The sequence below is a fragment of the Flavobacterium sp. genome (genome assembly GCF_052437795.1).
Taxonomy (GTDB): domain Bacteria; phylum Bacteroidota; class Bacteroidia; order Flavobacteriales; family Flavobacteriaceae; genus Flavobacterium.
Window position 1 is genome coordinate 573,379 of sequence record NZ_JBQVPA010000002.1, and the last position, 16,938, is coordinate 590,316.

Below are 16,938 nucleotides of genomic sequence, written 5' to 3' on the forward strand. Positions count from 1 at the left end.
TATTTAAGAGGAGGGCATGTGTAATGGAAACTAACCCAATTAAATTCAATCTTTCCTATTTTGGATCTTTGTTTGAATGCATAAATCCCCGATCATACAAGTAACTTTTTAAGGTCTTCTCTAATATATAAGCCATTTACGTTCCTTGCGGTAAAAATCAGCGGCATCGGACCATCTTTTTTTACATCCCAAATTTTTTGTTTGGTTTGCTTTTTAGAGAATGGATATTGAGGTAGGGAGTATGCTTCAAATTTTAAATAGGTATTGAATTTATATAAAAATACTCTGATGGAATTAGACTTATGTTCAGATGGGTGACTAAACAAAATAGTTACGGTTATCTAGCGGGTTCGTCCTTGTCGTCTTGTATTAAGTCTTTTGCAAAGTCAATAAATAATTTGTGGGCTTTTGTAAATGAATATCTGTCGTTACTTTGTTTAATAGCAATATTTCTCTTTACCATAGTTCCGATATGTCGCTTTAAACTTTCCTCATTGTAAAGTTGCTTGTTAGCCTTAATTACATCTAACCACGATGAATTTTTAAAATATTCGAGAATTTCATCAATATAAAATTCTGAATAATTAAGTTCTTCTAAAAAATTCTTTCCGTCCTTATCAAGTTCATAACATAGAATTGAAAAAAAAATAGAAATATCTCTGGAAGTGTTTTCATTTGTCTCACTTGAAACCAAGTAATAAAAATCATGATTACCTGTAAGTTCGAAACCAAAAGAAGTTTCAAAAAACTTAATATAGAAATCTTCATTTTTCTTGATGGTTTCAAACAACAATTCTTCAACCGTAATGAACTTTCCATCCATCAAGGAAGTAATTATCTCTCTATGTTTATCCGGATACATCTTCTTGTTTCTTAATTGTAAGTTTAGGCATAATTAGTTCTGATTTGTCATTAGAAACAGTAATCTTTTTTCCTTCTTTGCTAACAGTAACTTCGTAGTCATCTTCAAAAAGTAAGCTTGTTACCATAAAAAAGTTGTCAAATGAAAATTTTTCAGTTTCTTGTTTAATAGAACTCTCGCACCATTTAAAAAAATCCTCTACAGGCAAATTTTTGTTCAAAGTTTCTTTATATCTTGATTTATCAAAAAGCCAGTTATTTGTTTGCTGGGTCTCTGCAACGATAATTAATTCAGCCTCGTTTTTAAACTGTTCAAAGTATTCTTTCGTGTTTTCATAAACAAATCTGTTGTAGATGTTGTCACGAGTAGAAACGAATATTCGAGGTGGTTCTATTCTCTTATAGCAATTTCCGTTATTTAAATAGTGATGAAAACCTCTCAAATATTGGCTTTCAGTTTTTAATCGCTCTATTAACGGTAACAACTCATTTGTAAGAGTTACTGATTGAACGTGTAAGTTCTTGCTAACTTGACGAAGTAGATGATAAAGTTTTTCAAATTCACGTCTTATACTTTCGTCGCCATAATCAAATCTCTTTACATTAGAAAATTGAGAAACATTTAGCAATTCGTTGTAGATGGATTGACTATGATTTACATCTAATATTGTGTTAAGTGGGGATATATAATTTTCAATTAGATATCTTGCTTTATGGATTTTTTCTTCGTAGTCAATTTTCTTACTATTTGCTTTAAGCTCTTTTGATTCTGTTAATAAACTTTTGGTATTATTTACAACGGCATTTGTGAACTTTTTAATTTGGTTTGACAATGCTTCAATTCTTTCCAACAATATGTTTTTATCATCATTAATTCCTTCCTTGATTTTTAAAAATAATGTTTTGATTGCTTGCCCAAAATGTTCGATTTCCTCCGGCAAAAGAGGTTTAAACTGTTGATGAATAAATTCAAAGAGGATCAGATACGGCTCGTTAAAAGTGAAATCATCATTTTGTCCAACCAATATCTGATATTCTGTTAGCTGTACCTGAATATTCTTGTCATAGCTCTCTAAACAAATATTTAGAGACTCTTTAGTAATAATGTCGTTCTTGAGCTGTATATCAAAGAGGTCTTTCAACAACTCATAATGACTTGCCATAAACTGCAATATAGATTTTGGTTCCGACTTAATCATATTTCCAATATTGTTGTTCTAAGAATCTGTTGTTTCTTGTTATACTTTCTCTAATCTTAATCACTTCAGTATCTGAGCTTTGTTTAACTCTATTTGTCATTTCGGCTTTGTTACCTCTTAGACTTTGAGAATATAACCTAAAGAGCTCGTCATAGTTTTTGGGTACGTACAATTGCGCAAATTCAAAAACCTCTCTTATTCTTAGAAATTCTTCAAGTCCGTTAAAATCGTAATCAACAAAAACAAGTAACCGATCTGTAGATAGACCACTAAGAGATTCTTTTCCAATCCGGCCATATTTATGGAGAAAAACATAATTTTTACCTAGAAGTTTTTCAGCAACTAAAAAAGTGTCCAAGTTTTCAACAATACATATGTGCTCTGCTTCTATTTTGCCAGCGTTACAAGCGAATATTTGGAATTTGTTTGTGTAATATTTTAAATTTACTTCATTGCCATTTATCGTAATTGTTTCAAAGCCTCGTAGCATAAAAATTGGTGTAGAAGCTGTTTTTTGAATTTTAGAGTTTCTAAATTTCCTGACGTTGTCTGATTTGTCTATAACTTCTATGTCTTCGGGAAAATGGGTTTTAAAGAAACTTTCAAATTCAGTTACTTTACTTACTTCATATCGAAACCCTCTTCCTGATTTTGTTTTTTCAAGAATCATAGAAAATACTAATCCTTTGAAATGAGGCGAACTCAGAACACTTTTTGGGATTGCTTTTTCTGTCAGAAAAGTATCGTCTTTTAATTTTTTGTATGTTCTAAAATCTGTTTGATTCACGACGTTTTCTTTTTACGATAGATTACATTTCCGTTGATCTCACTCAAAACTATTTTACCACTATTTCGTCTTACTAAGTAGTATTTATCAAAACCGTCATATGGATGCAACGGTGCAGCGGATATTGGAATAAAATTGTTTTCCTTACAGAATTTTAAAATTTCGATTCTATTGGCTTCGTCAATTGTTCCTATTTCGTCAACGAAAATCACTATTTTGTTTTCAACGTCATTAATTACAATTTGATGGATGATCGACATTATAATCACCATTCTAATCATTTTATCTGTTCCGTCAGATTCTATTTGATTTCTTAAATCAACAACTTTATGCTGTCCTTTTTTTTCAAGGTGCAACTTGATGTCAAAAAGGTCTTTAAATTCAATTATAGTTTGGTTATCCAAATATCTATTTAAAACATTAAGGTTTTCTGACTGGTCGTCAAAGATTAGTTCTGAAGTTAGATCTCTGATTTCCATAATCTTCTTCAAATCTTTGATAAGAGTTTCGTTTGGAATAATTTCAATATTTAGAGAATCAATGTCTGAGATTTTAATTTTTCTAATTTTAGAATTGAATTGGTTGTTTATAAAAGCTTGAAACTCTTGAAATTTTGATTGAAGCGTTTTGCAAGGAATAGAGAACTGCGTTGAGATATTTTTCAGTAATGCGTCAATACTTTTTTGTTTGTCATCAAGAGATACAAGTTCTGAATCGAGATATTTGATAAATTCATTCTCTGAAGCAAAAACAGTTTCCGTTTTAGTTTTCAGATTTTCAAATAATCTTTCTTTTTTATTCTTAATATCTTCTCGCTCAAATAAGTTTCTTTCAAAGTTCTTGAAAAGATTATCAAGTGATTCGTTTGTTTGATATTCAACAGGTTTAATTCCTGATTGTTCAATTTTCACTTTCCATTCTTGGATTTTCTCAATGCGCTTTTCTTTGTTGCTAATATCTTCTGTAAGAATGCCGATAGATTCATTAATTCTACTTATTTGCTCGTTTAATTGTCTCAGTTGTTTTTCGGTTTCGTCTTTTTGCTGAATTAAACTTTTTTGCTCTTCATCATCTCTATTTAAGTTTTGTTCAAGTTCCGGTAAAGAAATAAGTTCTTCAATTTTACCATTTACTTCTTTGACTTTTTGCTGAACTTTTAGAAGTTCAGAACGGTATTTTTCAAGGTCTTTTGCAATGGGTAACAACTGTTCATTAAGTCCCTTTTCTTTCAACGCCTCATTTTTGCGAATTCTCAAGTCCTCAATCGAAGCAATAGGTTTGCCTTTAAATTCTTTAGGAATTAAAATTGCTCCATCAAAGATTTTCATTATATCACTTAATTTTTCAATGTGCGATTGAATATTTTCCTTAGGAAGTGAAGTAATAGAATCAGAAAGAATTGCGTTTAGCATCTCTTTATCTTTTAAATTTTGGCTTATCTGATGAATTAGCAAATTTGAGTAACTTTCAATTTGAGCTTCAAATTTTGAAATGTCTTGTGAGAGCTTTGAAATTTTTGTTTCTATTTCTTGGCTACTTAGATTTTGATTTTCAATTTGAGTAAGTCGGGTCTCAATGTTTTTTCTTTCGGTGTCTAAGTTGCTTAATGATTGCTTTAAAAAATCGATCCCTTCATAAGACTTAATCTTTAAAATTTTTTGTGTTAATGAATCAATTGATGCTTGCTTTTGTGACATTGTGATTTTTAAGCCGCCAATTTTTTGATTCAACTCACTTTGTTTTGGATTCAAAATCTCTGTTAGATTAATCCGATATTCTTCTTTTTCTTTCTTCTTTTTTATGACACTTGTACTTAGGTCAATGCTGACCGATGAATAAAGTGCGTCAAATGCATATACAACTTCTGAAAGAATTTGGTTTTTCGCCCTATATTGATTGACGAATTCTTTAAAATCAGAAAAACTATTCTGAATACTTTTAATTACTTTTATTTCTTTATTGTGTTTTAAAAGGGTTTGAATGTCCTTTTGATTTTTTTTAGAAAATTCAACTTGTTCATTCTCTTTATTGTCAGCAATAATCAAAGATTCCTTAAGAGTTTTGTTGTCAATAAGTTTGGAGTTGATTAGGTAACGATAGATTTTTGAAAAGTTGTTGCTAATTTCTCTTTGATCTTGTGATGCTCCTTCATTTAACCATACTACACCATTATTTTTCTTACCTTTTTGATACACAAAATTAAATAGATCTCGTCTATTGGAATATTTGCTGTATTCTACACCTGACGAAGATAGTTCGGTAAGCAAAGAATCAAATTTCTTTAGTTTTTGTCCTTCTGTTGTTTGCTCAAAATAGTGCCTTTCTCTGTAATCACTATCGATTTTGTAATAATCCAAATTTCCTTCTGCATTTTTCTTTACCAATATGCAGTAATATCTCTTTTTAAAAATTTCAAAAATTATGTAGCTCGAATTGATAGAGGGGAAGTAATGATTTATTGTCGTTTTATCGCCTGTCCTATTGCCGCTAAAAGTCATTTGCTTCCCGTCTATGATATACAGAAAGTTAAGAGCATAAATTAAGGTGCTTTTCCCAATATTATTAGGCCCAACTATTTGCAGTGAATCGCAGTCACTTAACTCAATGTCAGCCTTAGAATAAATTTCTGAATGAAGTACTACGATTCTTTTTAGCATTTTCTAATTACTGAAAGTGAAACATTAATACTACGGTATGGTGCTTTAAAAAATTCAAATTTGCTTGAATATACGTTTGCCTTTCTATTTCTAAGTATAATTCTCTTTACTGTCATTTTCTTTATTAATACTTATATTAATTCACAACTGGTAGATTTTTTGCTAAATATTTAGCAAAAGACTCATACATTTCATATAACAATAGTACAACTTATTTCCGCGACTTGTATTCAAGATCCTGTCAAAATCCTATGTATATTAGCCAAACGCTGCTATTTCTTTAATAACTATTATTTTCCTGCTCTATTTTAGATTCAATAATAATTATAGACAAACTATGTATCAATACACATCACAAAGACTTATCATTTCAGTCATTAAAGTTTATTGAACTTAAATATTTTGCATAATAATTAAATAATTTTTGAAGAGTTTTCTTGAATAGGGACCAAAACAACATCTTCCATTTAATAATTGACATTTAATTGTTAAGTTTGAGGATAAATATTAAACAACTTATATCTAATTGGATAAGCTATACTTACAATCATATGACCATACATATTCTTAGGGCTAACAACGGCGACTGCATCCATATTTCCTTTGATGATGAGCAAGGCAATGAAAGAAATGTCTTAATAGACGGCGGTAAAAAGCAAACTTATCTTTTTTACAACGATAATAAAAAAAAACAATCTGGTGACCTCAAACTTACCGTTGATAAACTGCGTGAAAGAGGAAAAATATTTGACCTTGTAGTGTTGACACACATTGATGAAGATCATATTGGCGGATTTATTTCCTGGATTGAAAATGATCCTAAAGCATCTGAAATGATCGGAGAGGTTTGGTTTAATTCAGGGAACGTTATCAAAACGTGGCTTGCATCGGAATCAGAGTGGAAAGGAAATATAACTCTAAATATGAATTCATCGCCACAGACAAGCGTTGGTCAAGGTGTCCAATTTGAGAAATTTTTAAATGATAATAACCTTTGGAGAGGCGAAATCATAATGGCAGGATCCAAAAAGAATTTCCATGGCTTGGATTTTACTATTTTATCACCAGACAGGCAAGGGCTGGAAAATTTGCTTGGAATCTGGGAGAAAGAACGTCCGGATTCATTAACTGCGAAACTAAGCGATCATGAAATTTCTCTTGCCGACCTTCATTCAAAAAACAAGTTGGTGACCGATCAGACATTTAATGAGGATAATGCTGTGCCAAACGGTAGTTCAATAGCTTTCCTGTTGTCGTTTAAAGGCAAAGACTTTCTTTTTTTAGCGGATGCATTTCCATCTGTTATCGTAAAATCCCTCGAAGATTTAGGATATAGTGATAAAGCTAAAATTTCTGTAGAATTTGTGAAAATTTCACATCATGGTTCTAACTCCAACACAAGCCCGAAATTATTTAGAATGATTAACTCTAAGAATTATGTAGTTAGTACAAACAGTAAACAAGATAATCATCCCCATAAACAGTTACTGGGCCGCTTAATCGATCATCATCCAGACTGTGTAATTTATTTTAATTATGGTGAACTTGTCGCGAGAATTTTTAAAAAGCAGGATTACATTGATTATCCCGATTTCATAGCTTTACCATTAACCGAACCTTTCATATATGAATGACATGATCTTGGATGAAATTAGAGAATATATTGTAGTTCTGAACGGAGGTTCTGGCTGCATTTTTCAAGTAAGCGATCCAAATTTTACTTATATTCTGACTGCTAAGCATGTTGTAGCCGATGCCGGTCATTCCGTAAATCTCTTACGAAGGTTCGTATTGCAGGATAATTTTTTTGCACCTATAGAGATACCATTTGACTTTCAAAACGGCGTTAACTATTTTGAACATCCGGACCGCGATGTAGCAATTTTGAAAATTGATAAACTTGAAGGTTTTGGAAAGTTAATCAGGACAGATGAAATTAATCATGACAGGAACAATTACATTTTAGCAGGTTATCCTGTAATGCGCCGGAATCTTGAAGATGACCCAAATTTTACTAACGCTTATCGAACTGATGAAGGAGTTACGATACAAGGCCCTCGTAATAATAGCCTCCGTGAAGCCCAGGTCCCTGACCGCCCAAACCTTGAAGAAATTCGGGGTCATTCAGGAGGTGCTCTCGGTAAATTGTCGAATGAATATTTCTTGTTAGGAGGAATACAGAGCCAGATGGTAGAAGCACTCGACGAACAATTAGGAAAGGTAGAATTTTCGCCTTTAAGCTCTTTTGACGATCTGGTGAGACAATTTCCTGACGACCTAGTTCCCATACTGCCTGCCTATCTGGGATGCTTTTCTTTTTTACAAGATGCCGCGTTTCTTTTGGAAGTAAATGCCTTTGACGAAGAAAGCGTTGTTTATACACGTAATTTTTTGAGGGCTGAAACTGAGAAAATAGTTGGTAGCGCAGCCACGCCGTATTTAATAAAGCAATATTTTAATGTAAGACTGCTATTGAACCAATCAAACAGCAATGCTTTGAATAGTCGGGAAATATGGGTTGTATGGTTGGAATTCCTTACCGTTCTAAACGTTATGGAGTATAATGACTTTAATGAAGGTAATCTAACAGAGATCTTTAATTCTTTTAGACTTTTATTTTCCGATACCGATAAAGATTGGACACACGAATTACAAAATATGATCTATTCGGATTATAGAGGCCTTCCAGCCGGCGGATTGGTTGTAGTAGGCACTAGGACTTCTCCTTTAGGAGATAACTTCGAGATAGAAGCTGGGAAAATACCGAATTTAATGAAGGCGCAGACACAAAGAAAATTTTTGAAAACAGATGATGGTATTAACTTTCCCTTTGACCATTACCGTTTTATACATATAGATCTGTTTAAAAAGAAATGCATCCTTACCAAATTAGAGGAATATAGGGAAATTTTGGATGAGGAAAGATTAATAGCAAAACTTCAGGAAGAATATGAGCAATACATCAAGAGAAGATAAAATAGTAACAATTGTAAGAGAACTCCATCCCGATGTAGAAACGGTATTACATGTAGAGGATTACGTTGGCGATATTCATGCTTTTTTCGCGAAATTCCCCTCGGATGTAGCCTTGGAATCCGAATGGGAACGGCTGTCGAACACTATAGCTATCTATTATCAAAGCCAATTAAACAGTGATTTTGGAATTTGGAATGTTTACTTATTTTATGTTCTTTCCAGCGACGTAGAAAGGCATATCAAGTATAAAATTGAAAATGATACTATTTCCAGCCGGAAGATTGTTTTGGCCCATGACGGGGAAATTACCCAGGATTTTATTAATTCAGCGATTGAAGAACATATAACAAATACCAATTTAAGGTTGTTGCCAACGGAAAAGTCCCCTGCTAACTTGCGGGGTGAGTTTATAAAAAATAAAACGCTATGGGAAGAAATCGCACGCTCGGGAATGTTATCCGACAAGAAGGGCGAATCAACGGTGAGCGCACTTGAACTTATTGAACTAAAGCTGAAACAAAATGAAATTTAAGAAAGTAGAAATTCAGGCTTTCAGGGCTTACAATCTTGTAGAAGAAGGGACGTTTGATTTTGGGAATGGAAAACAAACCGCCGATTTTGTCTCAATCTATGCCCCAAATGGCTTTGGGAAAACCTCGTTCTACGATGCCGTTGAATGGGGTATCACCAACAATATCCATAGATTTTTAAAACGCGACAAAAACAATAAGCAGGCCGCAAAAAGTGAAAAAAATATAAATACATTTGACCAGACTCATATACTAAGAAACAAATTTGCTGATGATAGTCTTCCGGCTTTCGTAAATCTTTATACAACAGCGTCAGACAGACCAATAATAAATGAACTTAAGAAACCAAGAAAAGGCCAGCCTGATTATAAGTTCGATGAACGTGATACCGTAAGGGGATACTTTCAGGAAGTTATACTTTCACAAGAATGGATTGATTCCTTTCTGAAAGAAGACAATGGTGAACAACGTTACCAAACCTTCATTAAATATTTTGGAGACAAAGAACTAGACCGATATCACAAGGCTTTAGTAGCCTTGATTAAGGCAAATGAGGAAAAAGTTCGTGCTTTAAAAATTGAATTGGATGGGTTTCAGCTCGACTTGGCGTTTGACGGCGACCAAAAAATTATGTCCGAAGTTAATGCAGTAATCTCTCAACTTAATAGTAGAGGCCAAAAATTAAATTTGCTTGATAATAATTTTAACGAACAGGAATCAGCCATTTACAGCTCTATAATAACCAGCGGTATTCATTTATTGGAGAGTAAAATTGAACAAAGTAAAAATCTATTAGACAAAGCCACTCAACTGACCAATGGTAATGAGGAACTTGACTCGCTTGAACAGTACGGTTCCAATTTATCAGGAAGCCGTACAATAATGAAAGAGATAGAAGATACCCAAAGTATTATTATAGATTTTAAAGAACTTGCGAGTGTGCTGAACCAACTTGACGCCATAATTAAGACCAAGGCTGAACTTGGTTCTATCCGGAGCTTATACGAAAATTTGCTACCTAAGGTCCCAATATACGAGGAATTGTCAAGAATAATTTCACTTAGTAATAAAATTGAGCAGGAGAGCCGTCTTATACTTTCTTCATTGGGTAAGCAGAAAGTAGATCACGAGTCTGGATTGCAGCAAAATCGGGAAAAAGCGCAAAGCATTACATTTCAAATCGCTAAAGTTAACGCCCTTCTTAATACTATTCCTGATATAGAGAAGAATCTAGAACAAAAAGAACAGCGTCGGGCCGAGCTGTCAGATCTGATTGCAAAAGCTAATGATGAAAGTAAAATAGCAATTGAGCGTCAAAAGGCTGTAGAGTTACAATTATACAACTTCGACAATTTTATCCAAAAAGCCCAACAGAATCAATATGATCCGCCGACAGGTGCGTGGATAGATAAATATAAATCTTCAATACAAGAGCTTTTACAGATACAAGAAGGGGTGACCACCATTGCTGAGGAACTAAAAAAACTGACTACTAGTATTCAGGGCCAAAAGAACTTCCAATCTGAAATATCAGAATTAACTACCAAAGGTTTAAGTATTGTAAATGAGTTACAGTCGAATACCTGTCCTTTGTGCACGCAGACGTACCAAAGTTATAAAGAGTTAGCCGATAAGATTGCAAGTAGTGATATGCTCGACGCAAGCCTGCAGGTTTTGCTCAAAGAACAGAATGATAGTGGTCATCGACTAACCTTAGCAAGAAGTGAAGAATTACATAAAAAAGAGGCGCTTTTAAAAATGATTAAGCGCGACAGGCAACATGAGGCTGAAAAAGTAAAGACGCTTCAAGATGAAGTCATAGCTTTGCAGAATCGTCTTGTAGACCTAGAGCGCCAAAAGGTGACAATTATTGAGGATCTAAGCACTTTGAAGGCAAGCATCCAAAATTTAACTGTGGAAAAATATCAAAGTAAATTGCAAGACGAAGTAGCGGGGCTGAACGCTGAAAATAAAATTTTAAATGACACTTTAGCAAATTTGCAGCAAAACGTGTCGGAAACTAATGAGAAAATTGCCAGTGAGCAACAAAAGATTGAGCAGGCTCGTGAAAGTACCAAGCAGTCAAAAGAAAACCCAATTTATAAAGAGGTTAATGAATACCGTAACTCATTGACAGTTGATGAACAGAATAATTTTAGTTCGGTGCTCGTAAAGATACTTGCTGATGCAAATATTAATAAAATGCATGAAGTGGGTGAAAAAGAGGATCAGCTACAAAAAGATATTGCTGCTCTCCAAAATAAAACTTCTTCATTTTCCGAAGATGAAATTAATAAGCAATTAATGAAATTGCATGGCCAGGCTACATCTTTGAGCCAACGGATAAACGAATACAGAGATTATTTGAAAACTGCCTTTAGATTAGAAGCTTTTGGCGGGGGTATGGAAGAAGCGGCGTCTTATATCAAGAGCGTTCGCGACAGAGAATACGAAAGTATAGAAGAGCATAAAAAAACAATTAGTTTATTTAAGCTTTTGGGAAAACACAAAGAGCAATTAATTCCTTTTTTGCGTTATCAAATTGCAGTATCGAAAGAACAGGACATAAAAGCCAGGATTAAATTTTTAAAGACAAGAGTACAAGATGAGCTAATCGATGAAAAACGAAAAGTTACTGAGCACATAAACGCGCAGATCAACTCATTTTTTTATGAGAATATAATCAATGATTTGTATAGAAAGATTGATCCGCATCCTGAATATAAGGAAATCCAGTTTAAATGTGATTTCACGGATGACAAACCCCAGTTAAATGTTTGTGTGACCGATGAGAAAAGGGAAGTCTTTCAGATTCCGAATTTATATTTCAGCACCGCTCAACTAAATATATTAAGTTTAAGCATCTTTCTGGCAAAAGCGTTACATGCTGTTGATGACCAAGGCAATCAATTGGAGTGCATCTTCATAGATGATCCGATTCAGTCGATGGACAGCATAAATATCTTATCGACGATTGACTTATTAAGAAGCATTGTAGTTAACAATAAGCGGCAAATTATCTTATCCACTCACGACGCGAATTTTCACAATCTGTTGAGAAAAAAAATACCTGAGGAATTGTTTAACTCCAAATTCATGGAATTGGAAACATTTGGAAAAGTAAAAGCTGTAACTGTGTAAAGTTTGCAATACTGTACAAGAGTTCATAGATCAAAATATGTACTTTTTATGTACTGATGTTACCATAAAAATCTTTGATGTTCAGAATGGTTGATGGACTTGTGTATATTAATTAATACCTGATATTGTAATGGAAACAAAATATGGATTCACGAAAATGTCACTGGCTGAATTTGCAATGTGGTTAAGTGGCTTACGGGTGTCACGGACTGTTGTTCAAATACAACACCATCACACCTACAATCCCAGTTACATTTTATTTAATAAGAGTAACCATTTTGAGAGGCAAAAGGCAATGAGAGATTATCATATCAACAGCAATGGCTGGGCTGACATTGGGCAACATTTTACCATTTTTCCTGATGGATCTATTGTTACGGGACGCAATATGGAAAAATCTTCCGCCTGTATTTACGGCCAGAACTCTAAGGCTGTCTGCATTGAAAATTTCGGCAATTTTGATGTAGGTAAAGATGTTATGACAACTGAACAAAAACAATGCATAATTGAAGTTACAGCATTATTGTGTTCTAAATTTAACATTCCTGTCTCAACAGACTACATAGTTTACCACCATTGGTTTGATTTAAGTACTGGTGCACGAAATAATGGTACTAAAAACAACAAATCTTGTCCGGGAACAAATTTTTTTGGAGGGAATAAGGTCTTGAATTGTCAGCAAAATTTCCTACCCCTCGTGACTGAAAAAATACGGGGAAGTATAAAAACAGATGCCTCAAAGGTTTTAAAATACGTTTGCGTAAGCACAGAAACTCTCAATGTAAGGATATTACCAAATTCATCCAGCCCAAAGGCGCCAGAAGGATCTACAGTACAATTGGGTGCGATTCTCAGGGTTTATCAGGAAAAAGAAGGGTGGCTGAAAATATCTGGCAGTAATTCGCGCTGGGTATCTGCTAAATATACAATTGAGGCTACAAGAGCAATCATTAATGCTACGACATTAAATATCAGAACAGGCCCCGGAGCGGCATATCCTAAAGATGGCAGCCTATCTAAGGGACAAATTGTTTTCGTTACCGAATTTCGAGATAGTTGGTGTAAGTTAGCTATGGAAGAGAGATGGTTAAGTAAAAACTTTTTGAAATTTTAGATTATCGACCTTATTTAAATAATGTGGTGGAAAAAAAATGCTTTAGCATATTTTTTTCGCTTTTAAATTGTGCGGCCTGCCCTATGTTTTAATGTAATTTTGATGTCAGACGATTGCAAGCATCAGCGATTGCAATGGAAATCCTTCTGTGAAGATTGGAATGTAAAGCGCGACCTCGCGGTGATGCCCTCGTTCAAAATACCTGACAGTACAGGACTTTGTTTGTCATAGATTCTTTTTCACGAATTTTCTAATTCTAACAGGACTGTTTATTATCCGCTTAAAAGTGACAGGTTCATTTTCCGCGTAGCAAACGATATGAAGGCTTTTAACTTGGTTACTTAATAGTAACTGTTGCTCACCGTCTGCATCGGTAATCACCAAAACATGGTCTCCTTGAATTTTGTTGCCCAAATCGGTGCCACGATCAAATGGTAGCGATAAAAGAGACTCAATATCCGATTCCGTTGGGCCCATCCATTCGCGCCGGATATCTTCATCTATTGCAACAACTTGGCCTACAGCATTTCCTTCAATAGACCACTTCAGCATTGTTTTTAGAAATTTCTTATAACTCTCTAAATTAAGCGAATATGAGATATCAACGAATATACGGTCATATCCTTCGCGTAATGCTAACCAATCCTGGTCGGTAAATTCTGTTACTTTATTATCAAGGCTTGGCAGCAATAGTCTGGGAAGTTCATTCCTAAGCTTTTCCTGGAATATTTCAGCAGTAGGTGTGTTTGGGTAAACCTGGCCTAAAGCAGTGCAACGTTCAGGATTTGACACTTCCATGGCAGGCCTTAGCGTTCCGTAGTTGACCAGAAAAACATGGGCGTTCTCTACTCCCCGGAGATAGTCTATCAACGCATCTTTAAAAATTCGTGTGTTAGGTTTTTCATATTGCTTCACTTCAACTACGACCAAGCCGTTACTTGCTACAGCCGTTTCCCCGGCGTTCTTAAAAAACGTGTAGTCGGGCTGGATGTTGGCCTTACGGCTGTGACCGACCGGATCATTTATAGGCATACGCACCTCAGTCCATAATTCAGTCCTGCCAATTTCAGTTTCAAAGGTGGCAAGTTTGGTTGCTTTGAACTTTATAATGAGCTGTCCTTCTGCATGATGTACAGTGTAGCCGGGATAATTTAGGAGAACCTCATCCATTAAAGCCAGTATCCAAACGCTGTATAATTCATATCTCTTTTGCCATATGGGCAGCTTAAGTATATCTTGTAATTCCTGGACAAGATCAATCTGTTTTTGCGCGTGAACTCCGTGCTTTTCAAAAAAGGCGGCAATCTGTTCTGCCCAAATGACGCTGTCGCCATCCCTTTGAGTATGGGACAGGCCCTGTAGCGACTCAAGGCGGTAGAATAGACGCCTTAGGAATGTTACGGGCCATCGGTCGTGGGTTGCAGTTGCGAGTCTATGAACTGTCCAATCGGTAGGATATATGTCATATTCATCTTCCCGGCTATCGTTGTAATTAAAAAAGTCAGGAGCATTTTTTTGAGTAATGCCAAATGCATTTGCAGCATAGGTGAAACTGCGGTATACATCGTATACTTTTGATAGGTTTGCATCCAGAACATTGTGCCCTGTGAGTGGCAGATCAACTGCAGACCATATACCCCTATTGAAGTCCTGCTCCCATTTATTTATCCAAGGCGCTTCGGATATTTCGGTGTAATCTTTTGAAAGAATTTGCAGCATCCCCCAAATAGCGTTTTGATTGAGGAAGAAATAGCTGACGGTTTCTTGTGCGTTCCTGAATTTGTCCAATTGTTCCCGAAAGTGTTCAAGATCAAACTCCAGATTTTCAAGCCCACCATCCTGAAAATCGAACTTAATGCGGAGGTAATTATTTGTTTCTTTTATAGCATGCCGCTGAAAGAAAGCACAAAGTCCTGACATCATTTGGGCGTAAGGTTGCAAAGTCCTGAAGAAAGCAATTAAAAGCTGTTCTACAGAAATGTCATACGTTTTTAAGTCATCAAGAAAGTCAGGCCCGGGATCCGCTATTCCCAGATTTGTATATAAGCCAGCTGCTGATTCATTACCTGTCAACAGTTCTTTATCGTAGCATATTTTATGCATTTGCGCGGTTGCTGTTAACGCTTTCCAAAGAGTTTGGGCATTCTTCAGTATCTCCGTATCTTTTCGCTCTGCCATTTTTTGTAAATTTAAGCTGGTGAATCTTGTACTTGTAGTGTACTCGCTGTCCCGTCGCGTTCCGGGCTTAATTTTAGTGCTGTTACTATTGCCTCCAATGCTTCATTTTTTTTACCCCCTTTCCAATAGGCTGTATGCCCACCGGGATAAAACCATGTTGATTTACGTCTGATAGGAATGTCACTCATGCCTTTCCCAAAAATTCTTTTCATAGGCCCACCTACAAAATCTGAAGTGTAGAATATGTTGGTCCAGCGTGTAAGAGCGAAAAGTGCAGCATTGTGCGGGATATTAATCCCTTTACTGCGTGTAGCGCCATCCTGTCGCAGATATCCCCGATAGTAGATATCTCCTTTGCCATCATCAGGAACAGGCGGGCACACGGGCAATTCACGCAGGCCTATCATTTCCTCTACGGATAATCTGCTGACCATAAAGTAATCTAACGCATTAAGTGCGGCGCCAACTGTGATAAAGTCACTGATAAGCCAGGGATTTCCCAAATCGTTGCATTCCTGCCAACAGCCGTATTGTGCCTCTGCAAATGCGTTATATTCTTGTTCGATGAGATCCGGATTCTTTGCATAAAAGTTTACTTTTTCCAAGGCGTCCTGTTTTGTTTGTGGTGCCGTGCTGTATAAAGTTCCATAATCGGACCACAAGAGCCTGAGTAAATCATACGCCACAGCGGAACCCAAGCTATGTGCGACAATAATAATCCGATCAGGTTTCGTCCGGGTTTTTATTGAATGGAGTTTTTTGAGAAAAGTGATTCCTTGTTGGCGGATAGCGCTGCGCTCCAGGATATTTTCGGGTTCGGGTGTCAAATAGCGGGCGACATCTCCCAGTGAATTGACAAACGAGTCTTTGACAAAGGATGCGATAATACCACCCAAAAAAGAAATTAAAGCACCACTGAATAGTGCTATGATCGGTTTTAAAAGATCCGGAATAGTTAGGAAAAATGTAAACAAGAGGCTTATCATGCAGGCAAGTATGAAAATGCATCGCATTGTCCACCATATCTTATGAAGGTGGGCAGGCACTTTTCGCAACGGCTTAAGGAAAATATGGGTAAGCCAGGTCCACATATGGCTTATCTTGGTACCTCTCATATTGTGTGCCCAGTAAAATTCGTAAAAATCCGTAATTGGCCTTTTTGCTTTGTAGTTGCTTTCCATGCTTAGCCTCACCGTTTCATAAATGTCCCCGACACTATCTGCTTTACTACGAATTTTGACAATTTTTTCAGAAGGATCAAGTTGCTCCATCTGCCATTTTACACCGTTAACAAAATCCCTTAGCGTGTCCATAGGTCTTTGTTCGCCCATACCATGGATAATAACAACTGCTTGGCGATCTATCTTTTTCATTCTGTATATTAAGTTTATTACATATTTCTGAGATGCCAGTTTTGAATTTTATCAGGTACTAATAAAGTATGATATGCGTTATAAAATATGATGAGGCATATTAGTAATGAGGTCAACACACA

Annotated in this window: 11 protein-coding genes; 5 read left to right on the plus strand and 6 right to left on the minus strand. The window is 35.5% G+C overall.

Annotated elements, in window-relative coordinates:
• Nucleotides 1-337: 337 nt before the first annotated feature.
• Genes ACT6R0_RS09440 through ACT6R0_RS09455 form a run of 4 tightly spaced genes read right to left on the minus strand, consistent with a single transcriptional unit; the run spans nucleotide 338 to nucleotide 5,504 of the window.
• A complete protein-coding gene (locus ACT6R0_RS09440) occupies nucleotides 338-862 on the minus strand; it encodes a condensin complex protein MksE (RefSeq protein WP_444652488.1) in 525 nt (174 codons plus the stop codon).
• The gene (locus tag ACT6R0_RS09445) at nucleotides 849-2,024 is read right to left on the minus strand and encodes a hypothetical protein (RefSeq protein ID WP_444652487.1); all 1,176 of its coding nucleotides are present in this window, start codon (nucleotides 2,022-2,024) and stop codon (nucleotides 849-851) included. The genes ACT6R0_RS09440 and ACT6R0_RS09445 overlap by 14 nt, the downstream gene beginning before the upstream one ends.
• Nucleotides 2,025-2,052: 28 nt before the next feature.
• Nucleotides 2,053-2,847, minus strand: coding sequence for a hypothetical protein (locus ACT6R0_RS09450; protein ID WP_444652486.1), 795 nt, complete (start codon nucleotides 2,845-2,847; stop codon nucleotides 2,053-2,055).
• The gene (locus ACT6R0_RS09455; RefSeq protein WP_444652485.1) at nucleotides 2,844-5,504 is read right to left on the minus strand and encodes an ATP-binding protein; all 2,661 of its coding nucleotides are present in this window, start codon (nucleotides 5,502-5,504) and stop codon (nucleotides 2,844-2,846) included. Before ACT6R0_RS09455 ends, ACT6R0_RS09450 begins: the two co-directional genes overlap by 4 nt.
• Before the next feature lie 551 nt (nucleotides 5,505-6,055).
• On the opposite strand from ACT6R0_RS09455, the gene ACT6R0_RS09460 reads away from it, so the two are divergent.
• The 5 genes from ACT6R0_RS09460 (at nucleotide 6,056) to ACT6R0_RS09480 (ending at nucleotide 13,265) form a co-directional block, all read left to right on the plus strand.
• Nucleotides 6,056-7,138: a ComEC/Rec2 family competence protein gene (locus ACT6R0_RS09460; protein WP_444652484.1), complete on the plus strand. Its 1,083-nt coding sequence runs from the start codon at nucleotides 6,056-6,058 to the stop codon at nucleotides 7,136-7,138.
• On the plus strand, nucleotides 7,131-8,480 hold the full coding sequence (locus tag ACT6R0_RS09465) for an ABC-three component system protein (RefSeq protein ID WP_444652483.1): 1,350 nt from the start codon (nucleotides 7,131-7,133) through the stop codon (nucleotides 8,478-8,480). Before ACT6R0_RS09460 ends, ACT6R0_RS09465 begins: the two co-directional genes overlap by 8 nt.
• Nucleotides 8,455-9,012, plus strand: coding sequence for an ABC-three component system middle component 1 (locus tag ACT6R0_RS09470; RefSeq protein WP_444652482.1), 558 nt, complete (start codon nucleotides 8,455-8,457; stop codon nucleotides 9,010-9,012). Before ACT6R0_RS09465 ends, ACT6R0_RS09470 begins: the two co-directional genes overlap by 26 nt.
• Complete coding sequence (locus ACT6R0_RS09475; protein WP_444652481.1) at nucleotides 9,002-12,151, plus strand: hypothetical protein; 3,150 nt, start codon at nucleotides 9,002-9,004, stop codon at nucleotides 12,149-12,151. The genes ACT6R0_RS09470 and ACT6R0_RS09475 overlap by 11 nt, the downstream gene beginning before the upstream one ends.
• Before the next feature lie 130 nt (nucleotides 12,152-12,281).
• Nucleotides 12,282-13,265, plus strand: a complete 984-nt coding sequence (locus ACT6R0_RS09480; protein WP_444652480.1) for an N-acetylmuramoyl-L-alanine amidase — start codon at nucleotides 12,282-12,284, stop codon at nucleotides 13,263-13,265.
• A gap of 225 nt (nucleotides 13,266-13,490) precedes the next feature.
• On the opposite strand, the gene ACT6R0_RS09485 is transcribed toward ACT6R0_RS09480, so the two are convergent.
• The gene (locus ACT6R0_RS09485) at nucleotides 13,491-15,443 is read right to left on the minus strand and encodes a hypothetical protein (protein ID WP_444652479.1); all 1,953 of its coding nucleotides are present in this window, start codon (nucleotides 15,441-15,443) and stop codon (nucleotides 13,491-13,493) included.
• 11 nt (nucleotides 15,444-15,454) lie between these two features.
• Nucleotides 15,455-16,816, minus strand: a complete 1,362-nt coding sequence (locus tag ACT6R0_RS09490; RefSeq protein ID WP_444652478.1) for a hypothetical protein — start codon at nucleotides 16,814-16,816, stop codon at nucleotides 15,455-15,457.
• Nucleotides 16,817-16,938 lie beyond the last annotated feature (122 nt).